The following is a 20,266-nucleotide window of genomic DNA, read 5'->3' as shown; positions in this document are numbered from 1 at the left end:
GTACGGCGGGCGGCTCAGCCGCCGGCCAGCTCCCAGAAGTGCTCGGATATCCGGTCCAGGAACTCCCGGCCCGACTCGCCGCTGCCACCGGAGGCGCCCCAGCTGCTGGTCGCCGCCATCCGGGAGTGGTACTCGCCGTGCAGCTGCTGGAGGACCCTCTCCAGGGCCGCCCGGTCCAGTGCGACCAGCTTCGCGACCGGCTTCACATACGCCTGCCAGCGGGTCGTCGCCGCGTCCTTCAGCACCTCGGCCAGCTCCGCCGCCCGGCCCGTCGCCGCCACCAGCGCGCGCGGGGCGAGGCCGAGGGCCTCGGCGAGCGCCGCGGTCTGGCGCTCGTTGCCGCGCCAGCGGTTGGACTCCTCCATGCGCCGGTACGCGCTCGCGTCGAGCCCCACCCGCCGGGCCAGGTCCTCGGGCGGGATGCCCCGCGCCATCCGGTGCTCCTTGAGCGTGGTGGCGGCGGCGAGCAGCTCGGCGGGGGCGCACCACAGGACGCCGGCGAGCGCGGTGAGCTCGCGGGCGGTGGGCGCCAGGTGCCCGCGTTCCCAGGCGATGACGGTGTCCGGGGTGACCATGAGTCCGTACTGCGCGCGCAGGCCGTAGGCGACGTGGCCGGGCGCCATGCCCAGGGCCTCGCGCAGGCGGCGCGCGGCAGGGGCATTGAAGGGTGGGGAGGATTGCACGCGGCCACGGTAAGACCCTTGGTCACCACTGGCTACGGTGTGTTCACCCAACGCCATGGATCGTAGGAACGTCCGAGCATACGTGTAACCCGGGTCAGGGCACGGCTCGGTGCACTGTAGCGAACTGATGGGTAACCCGGAAGGGTTGACGCGGATCTCAGTCGTATCTCATCTGGTGGATGTGATCCAGCGGTACTGCAGCTCCGGGCGGCCGATCTGGCCGTACTGCGGGCTGCGCGCCGCGCGGCCCTCGCCGACCAGGTGTTCCAGATACCGGCGGGCGGTGATCCGGGAGATCCCGACCGCGGCGCCCGCCTCGCTCGCGGTCACCCCGCCGGGTGCCTCGCGCAGCGTCCGCGTCACCGCCTGAAGCGTGGGCGCGCTCAGGCCCTTGGGCAGCGCGGCGGGCTGGGGCGCGCGCAGAGCGGCGAGCGCCCGGTCGACCTCCTCCTGCCCGGACGCCTCACCCGCGGCGGCGCGGAACTCGGCGTACCGGGAGAGCCGGTCGCGCAGGGTCGCGAAGGTGAACGGCTTCAGGACGTACTGCACCACCCCGAGGGAGACGCCCTCGCGCACGATCCCCAGGTCCCGCGCCGAGGTCACCGCGATCACATCAGCCGCGTGCCCGGCGGCGCGGAGCGCCCGCAGCAGCTGGAGGCCGTGCCCGTCGGGCAGATAGAGATCCAGCAGGATCAGATCCACCTCGCACCGCTCCAGCGCCCGCACGGCGGCCGCCCGCGAGTGGGCCACCGCGACCACCGTGAACCCCTCCACCCGCCCCGCGTACAGCGCGTGCGCGTCGGCGGCGACCGGATCGTCCTCGACCACCAGCACCTTGATCACGCGACCACCTCAGAGGTGCGGGCGCCCACGGGAGCCGGGCAGCGGAGCGGCAGCCGTACGGTGAACTCCGCGCCGCCGTCGGGGCCTTGGGCCAGGGCGACCGTGCCACCCGCGCGGTGCGCCGCCTGCCGGACCAGCGCGAGACCGAGGCCCCGGCCCGCGCCCCGGGTCGACCAGCCGCGCTCGAAGACGGCCGCGGAGTCCTCGGCCCGTACGCCCGGCCCGCTGTCGGCGACCCGTACCAGCAGCTCACCGGCGTCAGCGCGGGCCGTGACCGTCACCCGGGCCCGGAGGAGCGCCGGGGTGTCCGGCTCCGGTTCGCCGTCCCGCTGCCGCGGCGGGGCGGGCCAGCCGGAGCCCGGGGCCGAGGCCGCCTCGACCGCGTTGTCGATCAGATTGCCCAGGATCGTCACCAGGTCCCGGGGCGGCAGGGTCGGCGGCAGCAGGCCGTCGTCGATATGGCTGTCGTCGGTCAGGACCAGCTCCACGCCGCGCTCGTTGGCCTGCGCCGCCTTGCCGAGCAGCAGCGCCGCGAGGACCGGCTCGGCCACCGCGTCGACGACCCGGTCCGTGAGCGCCTGGGCCAGCTCCAGTTCGGCGGTGGCGAACCGGACCGCCTCGTCCGAGCGGCCCAGCTCGATCAGCGAGACCACCGTGTGCAGCCGGTTGGCCGCCTCGTGGGCCTGCGAACGCAGCGCCTGGGTGAAGCACCGCTCGGAGTCCAACTCGCCCGACAGGGCCTGGAGTTCGGTGTGGTCCCGGAGTGTCACCACGGTGCCGCGGCGCTCGCCGCCGATCACCGGCCGGGTGGAGACCACCAGGACCCGGTCCGCGGTCAGATGCAGCTCGTCCACGCGCGGCTCGCTGGAGAGCAGCGCGCCTGTCAGCGACGTGGGCAGCCCGAGCTCGGCGACGGACGTCCCCACCGCCTCCTCGCCGACCCCGAGGAGATCGCGCGCCCCGTCGTTGATCAGTGCGATCCTGCGCTGCCCGTCCAGCATCACCAAGCCCTCCCGCACCGCGTGCAGCGCGGCCTCGTGATAGTCGTGCATCCGGCTCAGCTCCGCCGCGTTCATGCCCTTGGTGTGCCGTCGCAGCCGGGCGTTGATGACATACGTCCCCACCCCGCCGAGCGCCAGCGCCGCGCCCGCCATCACCAGCAGCGCGGTCACCTGCTCCCGTACCTGCGCGCTGATCCGCTCGATGGTGATGCCCGCGCTGACCAGCGCGATCACCTCGCCGTCCGCGACGACCGGGGTGACCGTGCGCACGGAAGGACCCAGCACCCCCATATGTGTCTCGGAGAACGTCCGGCCCATCACGGCGGGCTCGATGTGGCCGAGGTACGTACGGCCGATCTCGTCCGGCTCCGGATGGGTCCAGCGGGTCCCGTCCGTCGCCATGACCACGACGAAGGTGACCCCGGATTCGCGGCGCAGCGCCTCCGCGTACGGCTGGAGCGTGGCCGTCGGATCGGCGGACCGGACCGCCTCGGCCACCGAGGGAGATTTCGCGACCGCGGTGGCGGTCGCCGTGGACTGCCGCCGTGCGGTCTCCTCGGCCTGCGCGCGGTCCGTCACATACGCGAAGACCGCGCACCCGGCCACGATCGCCGCCACCAGCACGACCTGCATCGCGAAGAGCTGGCCGGCCAGGCTGCGGGGCCGCAGGAGGGGTATGCGCATGAGCTCAGTCTGCCTGTCCGGAAATGTACGGCGGAATCGCCCGGGAGCGGCGTGACGCAATTGTGTTCCGGAATCGTGTGAACGAAAGGAACGCAAGGGTGACCGCCGTCACAGGGGTGATGGATAGTCGCGGGGTCTACCGGGACGTAGACATTTCCCCTGGACGAGGAGGACCCCGTGGCCGCACGCCGGGACCGTACCCACTATCTCTATCTGGCCGTCATCGCCGCCGTGATTCTCGGAATCGGCGTCGGTTTCGTCGCACCCGGCGTGGCCGTCGAGCTCAAGCCGCTCGGCACCGGGTTCGTGAATCTCATCAAGATGATGATCTCGCCGATCATCTTCTGCACGATCGTGCTCGGCGTGGGGTCGGTCCGCAAGGCCGCCAAGGTCGGCGCGGTCGGCGGCCTGGCGCTCGGCTACTTCATGGTCATGTCGACCGTCGCCCTCGCCATCGGCCTCCTCGTCGGCAACCTCCTGGAGCCGGGCTCCGGCCTCCAGCTGACGAAGGAGGTGGCGGCGGCCGGCGAGAAGCAGGCGTCCGGTGCCAGCGAGAGCACCACCGACTTCCTCCTCGGGATCATCCCCAAGACGCTGATCTCCGCCTTCACCGAGGGCGAGGTCCTGCAGACCCTGCTGGTCGCCCTGCTCGCGGGCTTCGCGCTGCAGGCGATGGGCGCGGCCGGCGAGCCGGTCCTGCGCGGCATCGGCCACATCCAGCGGCTGGTCTTCCGCATCCTCGGCATGATCATGTGGGCGGCCCCGGTGGGCGCGTTCGGCGCCATCGCGGCGGTGGTCGGTGAGACCGGCCTCGACGCGCTGAAGTCGCTCGCCGTCATCATGATCGGCTTCTACGTCACCTGCGCGCTCTTCGTCTTCGTCGTCCTCGGTGCCCTGCTGAAGCTCATCGCGGGCATCAACATCTTCACCCTGCTGAAGTACCTGGGCCGGGAGTTCCTGCTGATCCTCTCCACCTCCTCCTCGGAGTCGGCGCTGCCCCGCCTGATCGCGAAGATGGAGCACCTGGGCGTCAGCAAGCCCGTCGTCGGCATCACCGTCCCCACCGGCTACTCCTTCAACCTGGACGGCACCGCGATCTATCTGACGATGGCCTCGCTCTTCGTCGCCGAGGCGATGGGCAACCCGCTCTCGATCGCCGAGCAGATCTCGCTCCTCGTCTTCATGATCATCGCGTCGAAGGGCGCGGCGGGCGTCACCGGAGCCGGACTGGCCACGCTCGCGGGCGGACTCCAGTCGCACCGCCCCGAACTCGTCGACGGTGTCGGCCTGATCGTCGGCATCGACCGCTTCATGAGCGAGGCGCGCGCCCTGACCAACTTCGCGGGCAACGCGGTGGCGACCGTCCTGGTCGGCACCTGGACCAAGGAGATCGACAAGGCGCGCGCCGCCGAGGTCCTGGCCGGCCGGGTGCCGTTCGACGAGAAAACCCTGGTCGACGACCACGCCCCGGCCCCGTCGGACGTCCCGGAACAGCGCGACGAGCTCCCGGCCAAGGTCTGACCGGCCCCGCCCCCCGGCCGCGCGCCCGCCGCGCGGCCGGGGGACCGCGCCGTGTGGGCGGAATCATCGCCCGCGCCCATGAGTTGATCACTTCTCAGGACCTCGTACGTTTCTTCGATCCTTGAGGAGAGCTCATGATTCTCGTCACCGGCGCCACCGGCAACGTCGGCCGCCATGTGGTCCGGCTCCTGACCGAACAGGGCGGCACCGAGGTCCGGGCGCTGGCCCGCGACCCCCGCAAGGCCGAAGGGCTCGGAGCCACCGAGGTCGTGCGCGGCGACCTCTCCGACCCCGAGAGCCTTCCCGCCGCGCTGGACGGGGCCACCGCGGCCTTCCTCTTCCCGCAGCCGGGGTGCGGGCCCGCCTTCGTCGAGGCCGCCCAACGGGCGGGCGTACGGCGGGTGGTGCTGCTCTCCTCCGGCGCGGTGGTGGATGGCGTGGCGGAGCAGCCCGACCCGATAGCCGCCTACCACGCCGAGATCGAACAGGCACTGCGCGCATCGACGATGGAGTGGACTTTCGTCCGCTCCGGCTTCATGGCGGTCAACACCCTGCCGTGGGCCGAGCAGATCAAGGCCGGTGACGTGGTGCGCGGCCCGTTCGCCGGGGCGACGAGCTCGCCCGTCCACGAGGCCGACCTGGCCGCGGTCGCGGTGGCGGCGCTGACCTCGGACGGTCATACGGGACGCTGGTACGAACCGACCGGCCCCGAGTCACTGACCGCCGCCGAGCAGCTCGACCTGATCGGCAAGGCCCTGGGCCGTACGCTCACCTTCGAGGAGCTGACGACCGAGGCCGCCCGGGCGGAGCTCGGCGCGCACTTCCCCGCCTTCCTCGTCGACACCGTGCTGACGGCCTGGGCAGCCTCGGTGGGCGTTCCGGCCGAGGTGACCGACGACGTCGAGCGGGTCACCGGCCGCCCGGCGCGCACCTTCGCCGAGTGGGCCCGGGACCACACCGCCGACTTCGTCTGAGCCCTCGGCCCGGCCCTGCCCGGTCGCCGGCGAGTCCGTACGCCGCTAGCGGCCCAGCCCGTCCAGCAGCGCCAACTCGTCGTCGCCCAGGGTCAGATCGGCCGCGGCCGCCGAGGCGCGAGCCGTCTGCGGGCGGCTCGCGCCCGGGATCGGCACCACCACGGGCGAGCGGGCGAGGAGCCACGCCAGTGCGGTCTGCTGGGGGCTCACCCCGCGCTCCCGCCCCACCCGGTGGAACGCCCCGAACCGCGGGTCCGCCTCCAGTGCGGAGGCGCCGTCGAGCGAGCTGCGGGAGATCCCGCCCAGCGGACTCCACGGCAGGAAGGCGAGGCCGAGCTCCGCGCACAGCCGCAGTTCGGCCTCGCTGCCCCGGACCTCGGGGGAGTAGCGGTTCTGTACGGAGACCAGCCGGTCGCCCAGGATCTCCCGGGCCAGCCGGATCTGGTCCGCGTCCACGTTGGAGATCCCGGCGAGGCGGACCAGACCGGCGTCGAGGAGCTCGCGGACCGCTCCGAGGGACTCCGCGTACGGCACGTCCGGGTCCGGCTTGTGCAGCTGGTAGAGCCCGATCGCCGCCACCCCCAGCCGCTTCAGCGACGCCCGCGCCGCCCGGTGCAGGTGCTCCGGGCGCCCGTCGACGCTCCAGCCGCCGTCGGCCGTGCGGCCCCGGCCGCCCTTGGTGGCGACCAGGATCGCGTCCCGGTCACCGCCGTACGCCGCGAGCGCCCGCGCGACCAGCAGCTCGCCCGCGCCCGGCTCGCCGCCCGGCGGGTGGTACGAGTCGGCCGTGTCGAGCAGGGTCACGCCCGCGTCCAGCGCGGCGTGCACGGTGGCGAGCGCCCGCGCCTCGTCGGGATGCCCCTCGATCGACAGCGGCATCGTGCCCAGACCGATCGCGCTCACCTGAAGGTCTCCCAGTCGGCGGTATCTCATCGCACGGCCTCCGATCGCACGGTCTCCGAGAGCGCCCGCGGCAGCCACTGCGCGACATGCCGGAACGGATAACCGAGCCGGGTGGCCCGGGAGTTGTCCATCGCGTACGAGCGGGCGAAGGAGAACGGCGACACCTCGCCTACCTCCACCTCCTGGAACACGGTCCGGCCACCCACCAGCTTCTCGATTTCCGCGCAGATGTCGGCCGTGGTCAGCGTGCCATGGGAATGCGCGTTGACGGGGCCGGTGAATTCCCGCTCGACCGCCCAGGCGAGGAATTCGGCGATCTCCTCGACGTACACATAGGTGGCGGGACGGTTCACGACCGGGACGGTGATCGGCTCACCGGCCCGTATCCGGTCCGCGTAATGCCCGACGCGGCCGGTGAAATCGTCCTCGCCGCCCAGCACATGCGCGACCCGCACCGCCGTGTACGGAAATTCCGGATCCGACGCGAAGACCGCCTCGGCCTGCCGCTTCCCCTCGCCGTAGTGCGCCTCGGTGAATTCCGGATCGTCCCAGGGCAGAGCGGTGTCGACCGTGACCGTCCGCGGATCGACGGCCTCTTCGGGCACCGGAGCGGAGGAGTCCTCGTACTCGTACACCTCCACCGTCGACGTCATCACATAACGCTTCGTCAGCGGCCCGAGAACCCGGCGGGCGATCAGTGCCTGGCGCGGTGTGTAGCAGACCTGGTCCACCACCGCGTCGAAAAGGCGGCCGTCGAGTGCGGTCCGCAAGGACGCCTCGTCATTCCGGTCGGCAATGACATGGAAAGCCCCCTGAGGGGCGGGAGAAGAGCCGCGATTGAGCACCGTCACGCGGTGCCCGGCGGCCTGCAGCCGGGCGATCAACCGCTTGCCGAAATAGCGGCTTCCGCCGATGACCAAGACGTCCATGAATCCCAACTCCTTTGTGCGAGGGGACAAGTGTTACGTTGTCCGACCGTCATCTGAAGGGGGAAACATGGGAGTCCAGCCCGCCGCACCGAAAGAACCACGGCATCTGCGTCCCGCCGCCATCGAAACGTCGGCGGCCGCCTTCGACCCGGTGGACCGGCAGATCCTGGAGCTGGTCCAGCGCGACGGCCGCATCAAGCTGAGCGAGCTCGGACGGCGGGTGCGGCTCAGCCCGGCGGCGGTCACCGAACGCGTCCGCCGCCTGGAGGCGTGCGGGGCCATCACCGGCTACGGAGCCCACGTCTCGCCCGCCCGGCTCGGCTACGGCATCCAGGCCTTCATCCGCGTCAACCCGCACGCCGGCTACAACCTGAAGCACCCAAGGACCCTGGAGCTGACCGCCCGTCCCGAGATCGTCGAGGTCCACCACGTCGTCGGCGAGGACTGCTGGATCCTCAAGGTCGCCGTGACCGACACGATCCACCTGGAGGAGATCCTGGAGCAGACCTCGGCGCTCGGCCGCACCACCACCTCGATCGTGCTGTCCTCTCCGGTCGAGCGCAAACCCCTGCTGCCGCCCGGGAATTGATGCTTGACAGTCCGGCGCGGGCCGGGTTGTCATATCCCGGTCGCGTCGCGTGCCGGTCCGCGCTCGAAAGCGGAGGCATGGAGGCTCGACGGCAGTAGGGACGGCTCTTGCCTCTCGGCTTCAACGACAACATCATTTCCGACTTCCGCACCAACGCCGGTGTCCTCGGCGGCCCCTTCGAGGGATGGGTGCTTCTTCTCCTCACCACCACCGGCGCCCGGTCCGGTCAGGAACACACCACCCCGCTCGGTTTCGTCGAGGACGGCGACCGGCTGCTGGTGGTCGGCTCCGCCGGCGGCTCCGACCGGCACCCGGACTGGTACCGCAACATCCTCGTGAACCCCACGGTCACGGTCGAGACCGGCGCCGAGACCTGGCGGGCCACCGCCGTGGCCGCGACCGGCGAGGAGCGGGACGCGCTCTTCGCCAAGGTCGTCGCGGCGGCCCCCGGCTACGCCGACTACCAGAAGGCCACCGACCGGATCCTCCCGGTCGTGGCCCTCTACCGCCTCCCCGAGGACACCTACACCCCGCCGACCAGGCTCGACGCGCTCGCCGACGAGCTGGTCGCGATCCACGACTGGCTCCGCGGCGAACTGGCCGCCCTGCGCCAAGGGCTCGGCGCCCGCCCCACCGGCGGCCTCACCGTGGAGCTGCGCAAGCACTGTCTGACCTTCTGTTCCGCGATGGCCGTCCATCACGGCGGGGAGGACGCGGGCCTCTTCCCGTACCTGACCCGGGAGTTCCCCGACAAGGCCGACGCCTTCGACCGCCTGAAGAGGGAACACGGCACGGTGGCGAGGATCCTCGACGAACTCCAGGACCTCCTCGCCCGCCTCGACGACGCGGACCCCGAGCGGCTGCGCGCGGAGTTCGACCGGCTCGCCGCGGAGCTGGAGACGCACTTCGCGTACGAGGAGGAGCACGTACTGCCCCTGCTGCGGGCGAGCGCCTGAATCCGTCCCCGCTCGTCTTGCCTTGACGTCGGCGTCAAGGCGTACGTTCGGGGACATGCGCATAGGCGAGCTGGCCGAGCGGGCGGGCACCACCACGGACTCTGCGGTACTACGAGTCCCGGGGACTGCTGCCCGCGCGGCGTACGGAGAACGGGCACCGCACCTACGACGAGCACGACCTCAAGCTCCTCCAGCAGATTCGGACCCTTCAGGACTTCGGGTTCGAGCTGGAGGAGACCAGGCCGTTCGTCGACTGTCTGCGGGCCGGCCACCCGGCGGGCGACACCTGCCCGGCCTCGCTCGCCGTCTACCGGCGCAAACTCGCCGAGCTCGACGGCCTCATCGACCGGCTCCAGGAGATCCGCGCCCACGTGGGCGCGGAGCTGCTGCGGGCCGAGGCGGAGCAGCCCGGCGGCCCGCGACCACTCTGCGAACTGGGAGACCGAGAAACATGACGGGAACATCAGGCGTCGACGCAGCAGGCGTCGACGTGGTGACGCACGAGAACTTCGACGCGGAAGTACTGGGCGCGGACCGCCCGGTACTGGTGAAATTCACGGCGGACTGGTGCGGCCCCTGCCGCCAGCTGAAGTCGGTCCTCGCGGCCCTCGCCGCGGAGGAGGGCGACCGGCTGAAGGTCGTCGAAGTGGATGTGGACGCCAACCCGCAGATCACGGTCCGCTACGGCGTTCTCGCGACCCCGACCCTGATGGTGTTCCAGGCGGGCGAACCGGTGAAGTCGCTGGTGGGAGCCCGTCCCAAGCGCCGGCTGCGGCAGGATCTTGAGGATGTGCTGGGCTGATCGGGAACCCGTCGCGACAAGACCGCGACAAGACTCCGCAGGACATCAAAAAGCCCCGGCTCGAATTGACAGCCAGGGCAATGCAGCGCGTATATTGAATAGTTCCCGTGTCTTCATGCACGAAGGGCGTGGAGGAGTAACAGGGAAGTTCAGTAAACGCACTGTATCGCGGTGGGAGTCGAATTGTCAACCGAGCAATTTCGGGAAGAGCAGCAATTCATCACTGAGCTCTATGCGCGACTCGACCACCTGAGGGAGCAGGCCGAGAGCGCCATGGCCGCGGCGCTCAAGGTCGGCGGATCCACCCTTCAGGCCCGGCTGGAGCGGGACGTGCTCGTGGCCGAGCAGTCCGGGCTGCTCGCCGCCTACAACGCGGGAGAGACGGGCCTGTGCTTCGGCCGGCTCGTCTTCCGCGACGGGCGGGACCACCACATCGGGCGCATCGGCATCCGCGAGGACGACGCCCACCGCACCCCGCTCGTCGTCGACTGGCGGGCCGAGGTCGCCCGGCCGTTCTACCTCGCCACCGGCCACACCCCCATGGGGCTGCGCCGGCGGCGGCACATCACCACCCACGGCCGGGACGTCACCGCCCTCCACGACGAGGTGCTCGACCTGGAGGACACCACCCGTACCGGGCACGAGAGCCGCGACGCCGACGAGGTGCTCCTCGCCGCCCTCGACGCCGCGCGCACCGGGCGGATGCACGACATCGTCCAGACCATCCAGGCCGAGCAGGACACCATCATCCGCTCCCCGCACCGCGGGGTCCTCGTCGTCGAGGGCGGCCCCGGCACCGGCAAGACCGCCGTCGCCCTGCACCGCGCCGCGTACCTCCTCTACGCCCACCGCGAGCAGCTCGCCAAACGGGCCGTGCTGATCGTCGGCCCCAACCCCGCCTTCCTCGGCTACATCGGACAGGTGCTGCCCTCGCTCGGCGAGACCGGGGTGCTGCTCGCCACCCCCGGCGAGCTCTTCCCCGGCGTACGGGCCACCGGCACCGACACCCCGCGCGCCGCCGCCGTCAAGGGCTCCGCCGCCATGGCCGACGCCCTGGCCCAGGCCGTACGCGACCGCCAGCAGGTCCCCGAGCGCGGCGCCCCGCTGATCGTGGCGCACGACGACGGCGACCTCGTCCTCGACTGGGACATGGCCCTCGAAGCCCGCCACAAGGCCCGCGAGACCGACCTGCCGCACAACCTCGCCCGCCCGCACTTCGTCTTCCGGCTCCTCGACGCCCTCGCCGAGCAGCTCGCCGACCGGATCGGCGCCGACCCCTACGGCGGCCCCAACTTCCTCGGCCCCGACGACATCGCCCTGCTCGCCAAGGGCGTCGCGACCAACCCCGAGGTGCACGCCGCGATCGACACGCTCTGGCCGCCGCTCACCCCCGAGCAGTTCCTCGCCGACTACCTCGCCGAACCCACTCACCTCGACGACGAGGACGCCGCCGCCATCCGGCGCGAGGGCGGGCCCTGGACCGCCGCCGACGTCCCCCTGCTCGACGAGGCCGCCGAGCTCCTCGGCGAGGACGACTCCGCCGCCCGCGCCCGCGAGGAGGCCGAACGGCAGCAGCAGATCGCCTACGCGCAGGGCGTCCTCGACGTGTCCTACGCCTCCCGGACCTACGAGTTCGAGGACAAGGAGGAACAGGACAAGGACGCCTCCGAGGTCCTCTCCGCACACGACATCATCGACGCCGAACGGTTCGCCGAGCGGCACGAGGAGGCCGACCACCGCAGCGCCGCCGAACGCGCCGCCGCCGACCGGACCTGGGCGTTCGGCCACATCATCGTCGACGAGGCCCAGGAGCTCTCCGCGATGGCCTGGCGGCTCCTTATGCGCCGCAGCCCCAGCCGCTCGATGACCCTGGTCGGCGACCCGGCCCAGACCGGCGACGCGGCCGGTGTCGGCTCCTGGGAGCGGATCCTCGCCCCGTACGTGCAGGACCGCTGGGAGCTCGTACGCCTCGGGGTCAACTACCGGACCCCGGCCGAGATCATGGAGGTCGCGGCGAAGGTCCGCCGCGCCCACGACCCCGCCTTCGAACCGCCGAGCTCGGTCCGCTCCACCGGCGTGGAGCCCTGGGAGCGGACCGTGGACGACGTGGTGGCCGAGACGGTACGCGCGGTCGGCGACGAACTCCCCGCCGAGGGCAGGCTCGCGGTCATCGCACCCGCCGCGCTGCATCCGGCGCTGGTCGCCGCGCTCCCGGACGCGGCCCACGGGCGCGTCCCGGATCTGACCCGCCCGGTGGTGCTGCTCGACCCCCGCCAGGCCAAGGGCCTGGAATTCGACACGGTCCTGGTCGTCGACCCGGACGCGATCGAGTCCGGGGCCGCGCACGGGATCAACGACCTCTACGTGGCGCTGACCCGGGCGACCCAGCGGCTCGGGGTCATCAGGCGGGCCTGAGCCACACCGTCGCCAGCGGCGCCAGCGTCGTCCGGATGCTCGCCGGGCGGCCGTTCCACGGCACGGACTCGGTCTTCACCGGGTCCGTGCCCACCACGTCGCTGCCGCCGTACCGCGCCGCGTCCGTGTTCAGCACCTCCGTCCACGCCGCAACCTGGTCCGGCACGCCGAGCCGGTAGTCGTGCCGGACCACCGGCGAGAAGTTGGAGACCGCCAGCAGCGGCGATCCGTCGGCGTCGTACCGCAGGAACGCGAAGATGTTGTCCTCCGCCGCGTCGCCCGCGATCCACGAGAAGCCCTCCGGGCGGGTGTCCCGCTCCCACAGCGCCGGCGTCGCCGTGTACACCGTGTTCAGGTCGCGGACCAGGTTCCGCACGCCCCGGTGGTCGCCCGCCGAGTGGTACGAGTCGTCCAGCAGCCACCACTCCGGGCCGTGGTCGGCCGACCACTCGGCACCCTGGGCGAACTCCTGCCCCATGAAGAGGAGTTGCTTGCCCGGGTGGGCCCACATGAAGCCCAGGTAGGCGCGGTGGTTGGCGCGCCGCTGCCACCAGTCGCCGGGCATCTTCGACACCAGCGCCTGCTTGCCGTGCACCACCTCGTCGTGCGAGATCGGCAGGATGTAGTTCTCGCTGTACGCGTACACCATCGAGAAAGTCATCTCGTTGTGGTGGTACTTGCGGTGTACAGGGTCCTTCGCCATGTAGTCGAGGGAGTCGTGCATCCAGCCCATGTTCCACTTCATGCCGAAGCCGAGCCCGCCGAAGCCGCCCGGACCGACCTGGTCCGTCGCCCGGGTCACGCCGTCCCAAGCCGTCGATTCCTCGGCGAAGGTGATGACGCCGGGGCAGCGGCGGTAGACGGTCGCGTTCATCTCCTGGAGGAAACGGACCGCATCCAGATTCTCCCGGCCGCCGTGCTCGTTGGGCGACCACTGCCCGTCCTCGCGGGAGTAGTCCAGGTAGAGCATGGAGGCGACCGCGTCCACCCGCAGCCCGTCGATGTGGAACTCCTCGCACCAGTACACCGCGTTGGCGACCAGGAAGTTCCGCACCTCCTTACGGCCGTAGTCGAACTCGAGCGTGCCCCAGTCCGGGTGCGCGGCCCGCCGCGGGTCCTCGTGCTCGTACAGCGGGCGCCCGTCGAAGTGGGCCAGCGCCCAGTCGTCGCGCGGGAAGTGCGCCGGCACCCAGTCCATCAGGACGCCGATACCGGCCTGGTGCAGCGCGTCAATCAGGAACTTGAAGTCGTCGGGCGTGCCCATCCGGGCCGTCGGGGCGTAGAAGCCGGTGACCTGATACCCCCAGGAACCGCCGAAGGGATGCTCGGTGACCGGCATGAGCTCGACATGGGTGAAGCCCAGGTCGCGGACGTACGCGGGCAGCTGCTCGGCCAACTGGCGGTAGGTCAGGCCGGGCCGCCAGGAGGGCAGATGGAGCTCGTACACCGAGATCGGCGCCTCGTGGTGCGGCCGGGCGCCCCGCCGGGCCAGCCACTGGCCGTCCTGCCACTCGTGGTGCGAATCCGTCACGATCGACGCGGTGGCCGGCGGGCACTCCGTGCGCCGGGCCATCGGGTCGGCCCGCAGCGTATGGCTCCCGTCGGGCCGGGTGATGTCGAACTTGTACCGCGTGCCCTCCTCGATCCCGGGCACGAACAGCTCCCACACCCCGCTGGCGCCCAGCGAGCGCAACGGCAGCCCGGTGCCGTCCCAGTGGTTGAAGTCCCCGGCGAGCCGCACCCCGCGGGCGTTGGGCGCCCACACCGTGAACCGCGTCCCCGCGACCCCCTGGTGGTGCATCCGCCGGGCCCCGAGCGCCGTCCACAGCTCCTCGTGCCGGCCCTCGCCGATCAGATACAGATCGAGCTCGCCGAGCGCGGGCAGGAAACGGTACGGATCCTGCATCGGGATCTCGTCCCCGTCGTAGCGCACCAGCAGTTCGTAGTCCGGCACTTTCCGCAGCGGCAGCAGCCCCGAGAACAACCCGTCGCCGTCCTCGTACAGCTCGGCCCGCAGCCCCTTGGCGACCACGGTCACCTCGGTCGCGTACGGCCGCAGCACCCGGAACACCACCCCGCCGCGCACCACATGGGCACCGAGCAAGGCGTGCGGATCGTGATGCTCACCCGCCAGCAGCCGTCCCCGGTCGGCGTCGTCCAAGGGCGGCGCCGGCCGCACACCCCGGCTGCCGTTCTTACGGGGCGCGGGGGTACGGGCCGCCGACTTGGCGGCGGTCCTTCTCGCCGGCGTCTTCTTCGCCGGTTCCTTCGCCACCTGCACCTGGACGGGCTCCTTGGCGGGCGGCGGTACGGGTGCGGACAGCTCCTCGTCCGACACCGGACGGGCGGGCTTACGAGACGGCTGACGGGCGGTCACAGGAGATGGCCTCCTTCTGAGGCGCTGGTAGGGATGGTTATGTGGTCAGGACTGGCCGGACAGGCGGTGGATCGCCGCCATCGGGACCGGCAGCCAGTCGGGGCGGTGCCGGGCCTCGTAGACGACCTCGTAGACCGCCTTGTCCGTCTCGTAGGCGCGCAGCAGCGCCGGCTCGGAGCGCGGGTCGGTGCCCGACGCCTCGGCGTACCCGGCGCAGTACGCGTCCCGGCAGCGCGCCGCCCAGGCCGCGTTCCACGGCTGGTGCGTGCGGGCCGCGTAGTCGAAGGAGCGCAGCATCCCCGCCACGTCCCGCACCGGCGGATGCGGGCGGCACCGCTCGGCCAGCGGCTGGGCCGGTTCGCCCTCGAAGTCGATGACCGACCAGGCGCCGTCCGCCGTGCACAGCGTCTGGCCGAGGTGCAGATCGCCGTGGACGCGCTGGGCCCGCGAGCCGCCCGCCGAGCCGCCCGGCCCGGCCGCCGCCTCGAACACCTTGCGCAGCCCCGGGACGTACGGCACCAGCGCCGGGACTGCCTGCGCGGCCGCCTCCAGCCGCTCGCCCATCGCGGCCACCAGCTCCGACGTGCCCTCGTCGCGCAGGCTCCAGGTCGGCAGCGCCGCGGCCAGCGCCGTGTGCACCTCCGCGGTCGCCCGGCCGAGCGCGTGCGCCTCGGCGGTGAACTCGCGTCCCGCCGCCAGCGCCTCCAGAGCCAGCCGCCAGCCGTCCCGGGAGCCCCGCAGATAGGGCTGGAGCACCCCGAGCGTGCTCGCCTGTGAACCCTCGCCCGTCTCGAACCAGGCGACCGGGGCGGGCACTCGGCGACATCCCGCGCCGGCCAGCGCCAGCGGCAGTTCCAGGTCCGGGTTGGCGCCGGGACCGATCCGGCGGAAAATCTTCAGGATGTACGCATCGCCGTACACCAGCGAGGAGTTGGACTGCTCACGGTCGAGCAGCCGGGGGGCGAGCGCGGCCGGCAGATCGGCGGTCCGCTCGAACCGCAGCGGCCCGAGCGAGCCCGGTGTGCGCAGCCGCTCCAGGAGCAGGTCGGCCAGGCGCGGGTCGCACAGCCCCTCGTAGACCGCGCGGCCGGCCAGCGGGCCCTGGCTGACCCGGCCGATCAGCGCCGGGCCCAGCCGCGGGGGCAGTGTGGCCCGTACGCCGAGGAGCAGTTGGTAGCAGTCCGGCGCCGGGCGCGCGGTGCGGTCGGCCTGTTCGACCCGGACGAGGAGATGCAGCAGACCTGGGCCGGTCCCGTCCAGCGGCAGCAGTTCGGTCGCCGAGACGAGGGAGAAGCCGGTGACCGGCCTGCCCTTGCCCGCGAACCAGCGCTGCCGGGGCAGCCATTCGCGCAGCAGCGGCGCGAGTGACGGAAGGAGGGCGGCCGGGGCCCGGGTGGTGGAAGCGGTCTCCGGCATGGCGTCGCGTCCTTTCCCCGGGCGCAGCTCGACTCGGAATGCGCAGAGTGTCCCGGATTGCGGCTTGACTGTCCGGCTGTGCGGGACGTGTCGGGCGGGGAAGAACCGGATGGGCCCGACAAGAAGGTCCGGATGGACCAGATGAAGTGTTGTGGGTCACACTGCCCAGGGTGGGGCGACAGAAACCGCCTCACCCCGGGCAGTACGGGCCAATTCCTGGTCAACTCGGCTTGGTGTCCCGGCGCAGACGGAACCAGTAGAAGCCGTGACCGGCAAGAGTCAGCAGGTAGGGCCACTCGCCGATGGCCGGGAATCGCACCCCGCCGAGCAGCTCCACCGGATGCATCCCGTTGAACTCCCGCAGGTCGAGCTCCGTCGGCTGTGCGAATCGCGAGAAGTTGTTCACACACAGCACCAGGTCGTCGCCGTACTCGCGCAGGAAGGCGAGCACCGCGGGATTGGACGAGGGGAGTTCGGTGTACGAGCCGAGCCCGAAGGCCTTGTTCTGCTTGCGGATCTGGATCATCCGACGGGTCCAGTGCAGCAGCGACGACGGCGAGGCCATGGACGCCTCGACGTTGGTGACCTGGTAGCCGTAGACCGGGTCCATGATGGTCGGCAGGTAGAGCCGGCCGGGGTCGCAGGACGAGAAGCCGGCGTTGCGGTCCGGCGTCCACTGCATCGGGGTCCGTACGGCGTCCCGGTCGCCGAGCCAGATGTTGTCGCCCATCCCGATCTCGTCGCCGTAGTACAGGACCGGGGAGCCGGGCAGCGCGAGCAGCAGCGCAGTGAACAGCTCCATCTGGTTGCGGTCGTTGTCGAGCAGCGAGGCCAGTCGCCGCCGGATGCCGATGTTGGCGCGCATCCGCGGGTCCTTGGCGTACTCCGAGTACATGTAGTCGCGCTCTTCGTCGGTGACCATCTCGAGGGTCAGCTCGTCGTGGTTGCGCAGGAAGATGCCCCACTGGCAGCCCGCCGGGATCGCCGGGGTCTTGGCCAGGATTTCGGAGACCGGGTAGCGCGACTCACGGCGTACGGCCATGAAGATGCGCGGCATCACCGGGAAGTGGAAGGCCATGTGGCACTCGTCGCCGCCGGTGGTGAAGTCGCCGAAGTAGTCGACGACGTCCTCCGGCCACTGGTTGGCCTCGGCGAGCAGCACGGTGTCCGGGTAGTGCGCGTCGATTTCCTTGCGGACCCGCTTGAGGAACTCGTGCGTCGCCGGGAGGTTCTCGCAGTTGGTCCCCTCCTGCTGGTAGAGGTACGGGACCGCGTCCAGCCGGAAGCCGTCGATGCCCAGGTCGAGCCAGAAGCGCAGCGCGGAGAGGATCTCCTCGCGCACCGCCGGGTTCTCGTAGTTGAGGTCGGGCTGGTGGGAGAAGAAGCGGTGCCAGTAGTACTGCTTGCGGACCGGGTCGAAGGTCCAGTTGGAGGTCTCGGTGTCGACGAAGATGATCCGCGCGTCCGCGTACTGCTTGTCGTCGTCGGCCCAGACGTAGTAGTCGCCGTACGGCCCGTCGGGGTTGGCGCGGGACTCCTGGAACCACGGGTGCTGGTCGCTGGTGTGGTTCATCACGAAGTCGATGATCACGCGCATGCCGCGCTGGTGGGCGGCGTCCACGAACTCCACGAAGTCGGCCAGGTCGCCGAACTCGGGCAGTACGGAGGTGTAGTCGGCGACGTCGTAACCGCCGTCGCGCAGCGGCGACTTGAAGAACGGCGGCAGCCAGAGGCAGTCGACCCCGAGCCACTGGAGGTAGTCCAGTTTGGCGGTGATGCCCTTGAGATCACCCACCCCGTCGCCGTTGCTGTCCTGGAAGGAGCGGACCAGCACCTCGTAGAAGACGGCGCGCTTGAACCAGTCGGGATCGCGGTCCTTGGCGGGGGTGTCCTCGAAGGTGTCGGGGACGGGTTCGTTGACGATCATGATGTGGGTGACCCTCCGATCGGCGGGGACGGTCGCAGGGTGAGGATGTGCGCAGGCGCGACGCCAGGCTCGAGGCGCACATAGTTGGCCCTGCCCCAGTGGTAGGTCTCGCCGGTGAGCTCGTCGCGCACCGGGAAGGAGTCGGACCAGTCGAGGCCGAGCTCCGGCATGTCCAACGAGACCGTGGCCTCCTGGGTGTGGTGAGGGTCGAGGTTGGCGACCACCAGAACGGTGTTCGACCCCGACCGCTTGCTGTACGCGATCAGGGCGTCGTTGTCCGTGCCGTGGAAGCGCAGCGAGCGCAGCGTCCGCAGGGCAGGGTGGCGGCGCCTGATCCGGTTGAGCGTGGTGATCAGCGGGGCGATCGAGCGGCCCTCGCGCTCGGCCGACTCCCAGTCCCGCGGCCGGAGTTGGTACTTCTCCGAGTTCAGGTACTCCTCGCTGCCCTCGCGCAGCGGGGTGTTCTCGCACAGCTCGTAGCCGGCGTAGACGCCCCAGGTCGGCGAGAGGGTCGCGGCGAGCACGGCGCGCACCTCGAACGCCGGGCGCCCGCCGTGCTGGAGATAGGCGTGGAGGATGTCGGGGGTGTTCACGAAGAGGTTCGGCCGCATGTGGGCCGCGGCGTCACCGGACAGCTCGGTCAGGTACTCGGTCACCTCGTGCTTGGTGTTGCGCCAGGTGAAGTAGGTGTACGACTGCTGGAAGCCGATCGCGCCGAGGGTGTGCATCATCGCGGGCCGGGTGAACGCCTCGGCGAGGAAAATCACGTCGGGATCGGTGCGATTGATCTCCCCGAGCACCTTTTCCCAGAAGACCACCGGCTTCGTGTGCGGATTGTCGACCCGGAAGATCCGGACGCCGTGATCCATCCAGTACCGCAGAATGCGCACGGTCTCCTGGACGATTCCCGGCATGTCCTTGTCGAACGCGATCGGATAGATGTCCTGGTACTTCTTCGGCGGATTCTCGGCGTACGCGATCGTGCCGTCGGCGCGGTGGTGGAACCATTCCGGATGCTTCTGCACCCAGGGGTGGTCCGGGGAGCACTGGAGGGCGAAGTCCAGGGCGACTTCCAGGCGCAGTTCGCGGGCGCGCTCGACGAAGGCGTCGAAGTCCTCGATGGTGCCGAGGTCGGGGTGGACGGCGTCGTGGCCGCCCTCGTGGGAGCCGATGGCCCACGGCACGCCGACGTCGTACCGGCCGGCCTTCAGCGCGTTGTTGGGGCCCTTGCGGTGGGTGGTGCCAATGGGGTGGATGGGCGGCAGATAGATCACGTCGAAGCCCATGGCGGCGATGGCCGGCAGCCGCTCGGCGGCCGTCCGGAACGTGCCCGGGACGGGGCCGCCGCGCTTGCGCAGCCGGGCTCCCTCGGAGCGCGGGAAGAACTCGTACCACGAGCCGAACAGCGCCCGCTCGCGCTCCACGAGCAGCGGCAACGGCGGGCTCTGGCTGACCAGTTCGCGCAGCGGGAAGCGGTCGAGCACCGCCGTCACCTGCGGCGACAGGGCCGCCCTGAGCCGCTGGCGGGCCGAGCGGCGCTCGTCGCGCAGCGCGTCCACGACGGCGAGGACGGTCTCGCGGCCCTCCTTCTTGGGCACGCCCGCGGCGGCCCGCTCATGCAGCTCGGCCCCCTCGGCGAGGACCAGCTCGGTGTCGATCCGGGCGGGGATCTTGATACGGGCGTGGGCGCGCCAGGTGGCCACCGGGTCGCTCCACGCCTCCACGGTGTACGTCCAGCGGCCGACCGCGTCCGGGGTCACCTCGGCCCCCCACCGGTCGGTCCCGGGAGCCAGCTCCCGCATCGGGGTCCACGGCCCGGGGCGGCCGGACGGATCGCGCAGCACGACATTGGCGGCGACGGCGTCATGGCCTTCACGGAACACGGTGGCGGTCACCTGGAACGCCTCCCCGGTCACCGCCTTGGCGGGCCGGCGCCCGCAGTCGACCAGAGGTCGTACGTCAAGCACGGGAATACGGCCAATTTGCGAGTTCACGGCATCACCTGGGGGTTGCTCAATCGGGTGCGGGTGCGCTCTTTGTAGCTGCTCCGTCGACGGCTGGCGGGCTGCGGGCATGGCCGCTCCTGTCCGCGTTCACTCGGATAGCGGGTCTACGGCGGATGCACGCCGATTCGGCGACACGTCTGCGGCGTGCACACGAGAGTGCGTACCCGGGGAGCCCTGCCCCGCTTTTCGGCGCGGCAATCCGCCGCTGTGTTAACTACTAGGACGTAGGGGGGCGCACAA

Annotated in this window: 15 protein-coding genes and 1 pseudogene; 7 read left to right on the top strand and 9 right to left on the bottom strand. The window is 71.2% G+C overall.

All coding sequences use genetic code 11. The annotated features are described in order from the left end of the window. Positions 1-14 precede the first annotated feature (14 nt). The 3 genes from ACZ7LT_RS21105 to ACZ7LT_RS21095 form a co-directional block, all read right to left on the bottom strand. A complete protein-coding gene (locus ACZ7LT_RS21105) occupies positions 15-623 on the bottom strand; it encodes a helix-turn-helix domain-containing protein (RefSeq protein ID WP_471237897.1) in 609 nt (202 codons plus the stop codon). Between the two features lie 228 nt (positions 624-851). Then, the gene (locus ACZ7LT_RS21100; RefSeq protein ID WP_471237597.1) at positions 852-1,526 is read right to left on the bottom strand and encodes a response regulator; all 675 of its coding nucleotides are present in this window, start codon (positions 1,524-1,526) and stop codon (positions 852-854) included. Continuing rightward, positions 1,523-3,211 (bottom strand): sensor histidine kinase, encoded by a 1,689-nt coding sequence (locus ACZ7LT_RS21095; protein ID WP_471237596.1) that lies wholly within the window; start codon positions 3,209-3,211, stop codon positions 1,523-1,525. Before ACZ7LT_RS21095 ends, ACZ7LT_RS21100 begins: the two co-directional genes overlap by 4 nt. Before the next feature lie 177 nt (positions 3,212-3,388). Here ACZ7LT_RS21095 and ACZ7LT_RS21090 point away from each other — a divergent pair, with 177 nt between their 5' ends. Further along, positions 3,389-4,732, top strand: coding sequence for a cation:dicarboxylate symporter family transporter (locus ACZ7LT_RS21090; RefSeq protein WP_471237595.1), 1,344 nt, complete (start codon positions 3,389-3,391; stop codon positions 4,730-4,732). 134 nt (positions 4,733-4,866) lie between these two features. Next, the gene (locus tag ACZ7LT_RS21085; protein WP_471237594.1) at positions 4,867-5,706 is read left to right on the top strand and encodes an NAD(P)H-binding protein; all 840 of its coding nucleotides are present in this window, start codon (positions 4,867-4,869) and stop codon (positions 5,704-5,706) included. Positions 5,707-5,751: 45 nt separating this feature from the next. Here the strand turns inward: ACZ7LT_RS21085 and ACZ7LT_RS21080 are convergent, their stop codons facing one another. After that, positions 5,752-6,639 (bottom strand): aldo/keto reductase, encoded by an 888-nt coding sequence (locus ACZ7LT_RS21080; RefSeq protein ID WP_471237593.1) that lies wholly within the window; start codon positions 6,637-6,639, stop codon positions 5,752-5,754. Beyond that, on the bottom strand, positions 6,636-7,538 hold the full coding sequence (locus ACZ7LT_RS21075; RefSeq protein ID WP_471237592.1) for an NAD-dependent epimerase/dehydratase family protein: 903 nt from the start codon (positions 7,536-7,538) through the stop codon (positions 6,636-6,638). The genes ACZ7LT_RS21080 and ACZ7LT_RS21075 overlap by 4 nt, the downstream gene beginning before the upstream one ends. A gap of 67 nt (positions 7,539-7,605) precedes the next feature. On the opposite strand from ACZ7LT_RS21075, the gene ACZ7LT_RS21070 reads away from it, so the two are divergent. The 5 genes and pseudogenes from ACZ7LT_RS21070 (at position 7,606) to ACZ7LT_RS21050 (ending at position 12,300) form a co-directional block, all read left to right on the top strand. Further along, entirely contained in the window at positions 7,606-8,127 is a 522-nt protein-coding gene (locus tag ACZ7LT_RS21070; RefSeq protein WP_471237591.1) for an Lrp/AsnC family transcriptional regulator, read from the top strand. Positions 8,128-8,234: 107 nt separating this feature from the next. Beyond that, positions 8,235-9,083, top strand: a complete 849-nt coding sequence (locus ACZ7LT_RS21065) for a nitroreductase/quinone reductase family protein (RefSeq protein WP_471237590.1) — start codon at positions 8,235-8,237, stop codon at positions 9,081-9,083. A gap of 55 nt (positions 9,084-9,138) precedes the next feature. Further along, a pseudogene (locus ACZ7LT_RS21060) lies at positions 9,139-9,538 on the top strand (MerR family transcriptional regulator). Continuing rightward, a complete protein-coding gene (locus ACZ7LT_RS21055; RefSeq protein WP_471237589.1) occupies positions 9,535-9,885 on the top strand; it encodes a thioredoxin family protein in 351 nt (116 codons plus the stop codon). The pseudogene ACZ7LT_RS21060 and the gene ACZ7LT_RS21055 overlap by 4 nt, the downstream one beginning before the upstream one ends. A 183-nt stretch (positions 9,886-10,068) precedes the next feature. After that, complete coding sequence (locus ACZ7LT_RS21050) at positions 10,069-12,300, top strand: HelD family protein (RefSeq protein WP_471237588.1); 2,232 nt, start codon at positions 10,069-10,071, stop codon at positions 12,298-12,300. On the opposite strand, the gene glgB is transcribed toward ACZ7LT_RS21050, so the two are convergent. The 4 genes from glgB to ACZ7LT_RS21030 form a co-directional block, all read right to left on the bottom strand. Further along, a complete protein-coding gene (gene glgB, locus ACZ7LT_RS21045; RefSeq protein WP_471237587.1) occupies positions 12,287-14,677 on the bottom strand; it encodes a 1,4-alpha-glucan branching enzyme in 2,391 nt (796 codons plus the stop codon). The two genes, ACZ7LT_RS21050 and glgB, sit on opposite strands and share 14 nt — an antisense overlap. Positions 14,678-14,722: 45 nt before the next feature. Next, positions 14,723-16,093: a maltokinase N-terminal cap-like domain-containing protein gene (locus ACZ7LT_RS21040; RefSeq protein WP_471237586.1), complete on the bottom strand. Its 1,371-nt coding sequence runs from the start codon at positions 16,091-16,093 to the stop codon at positions 14,723-14,725. A gap of 220 nt (positions 16,094-16,313) precedes the next feature. Continuing rightward, positions 16,314-18,020 carry a maltose alpha-D-glucosyltransferase gene (treS, locus tag ACZ7LT_RS21035; RefSeq protein WP_471237585.1) on the bottom strand — a complete coding sequence of 569 codons (1,707 nt, stop codon included), beginning with the start codon at positions 18,018-18,020 and terminating at the stop codon, positions 16,314-16,316. Then, on the bottom strand, positions 18,017-20,095 hold the full coding sequence (locus ACZ7LT_RS21030; protein WP_471237584.1) for an alpha-1,4-glucan--maltose-1-phosphate maltosyltransferase: 2,079 nt from the start codon (positions 20,093-20,095) through the stop codon (positions 18,017-18,019). Before ACZ7LT_RS21030 ends, treS begins: the two co-directional genes overlap by 4 nt. Between the last annotated feature and the right edge of the window lie 171 nt (positions 20,096-20,266).

It is taken from the genome of Streptomyces sp. NPDC039465 (assembly GCF_055639315.1).
The sequence above is the reverse complement of the archived record's forward strand: the minus strand, read 5'-3'. Positions and strand labels throughout refer to the sequence as shown.

Excerpts from the sequence above, each read along its gene's own strand:
- ACZ7LT_RS21105 (WP_471237897.1), bottom strand. The coding sequence starts at position 623 with ATGGCGCCCGGCCACGTCGCCTACGGCCTGCGCGCGCAGTACGGACTC.
- ACZ7LT_RS21095 (WP_471237596.1), bottom strand. The coding sequence starts at position 3,211 with ATGCGCATACCCCTCCTGCGGCCCCGCAGCCTGGCCGGCCAGCTCTTC.
- ACZ7LT_RS21085 (WP_471237594.1), top strand. The coding sequence starts at position 4,867 with ATGATTCTCGTCACCGGCGCCACCGGCAACGTCGGCCGCCATGTGGTC.
- ACZ7LT_RS21080 (WP_471237593.1), bottom strand. The coding sequence starts at position 6,639 with ATGAGATACCGCCGACTGGGAGACCTTCAGGTGAGCGCGATCGGTCTG.
- ACZ7LT_RS21075 (WP_471237592.1), bottom strand. The coding sequence starts at position 7,538 with ATGGACGTCTTGGTCATCGGCGGAAGCCGCTATTTCGGCAAGCGGTTG.
- ACZ7LT_RS21070 (WP_471237591.1), top strand. The coding sequence starts at position 7,606 with ATGGGAGTCCAGCCCGCCGCACCGAAAGAACCACGGCATCTGCGTCCC.
- ACZ7LT_RS21055 (WP_471237589.1), top strand. The coding sequence starts at position 9,535 with ATGACGGGAACATCAGGCGTCGACGCAGCAGGCGTCGACGTGGTGACG.
- ACZ7LT_RS21040 (WP_471237586.1), bottom strand. The coding sequence starts at position 16,093 with ATGCCGGAGACCGCTTCCACCACCCGGGCCCCGGCCGCCCTCCTTCCG.
- treS (WP_471237585.1), bottom strand. The coding sequence starts at position 18,020 with ATGATCGTCAACGAACCCGTCCCCGACACCTTCGAGGACACCCCCGCC.
- ACZ7LT_RS21030 (WP_471237584.1), bottom strand. The coding sequence starts at position 20,095 with ATGCCCGCAGCCCGCCAGCCGTCGACGGAGCAGCTACAAAGAGCGCAC.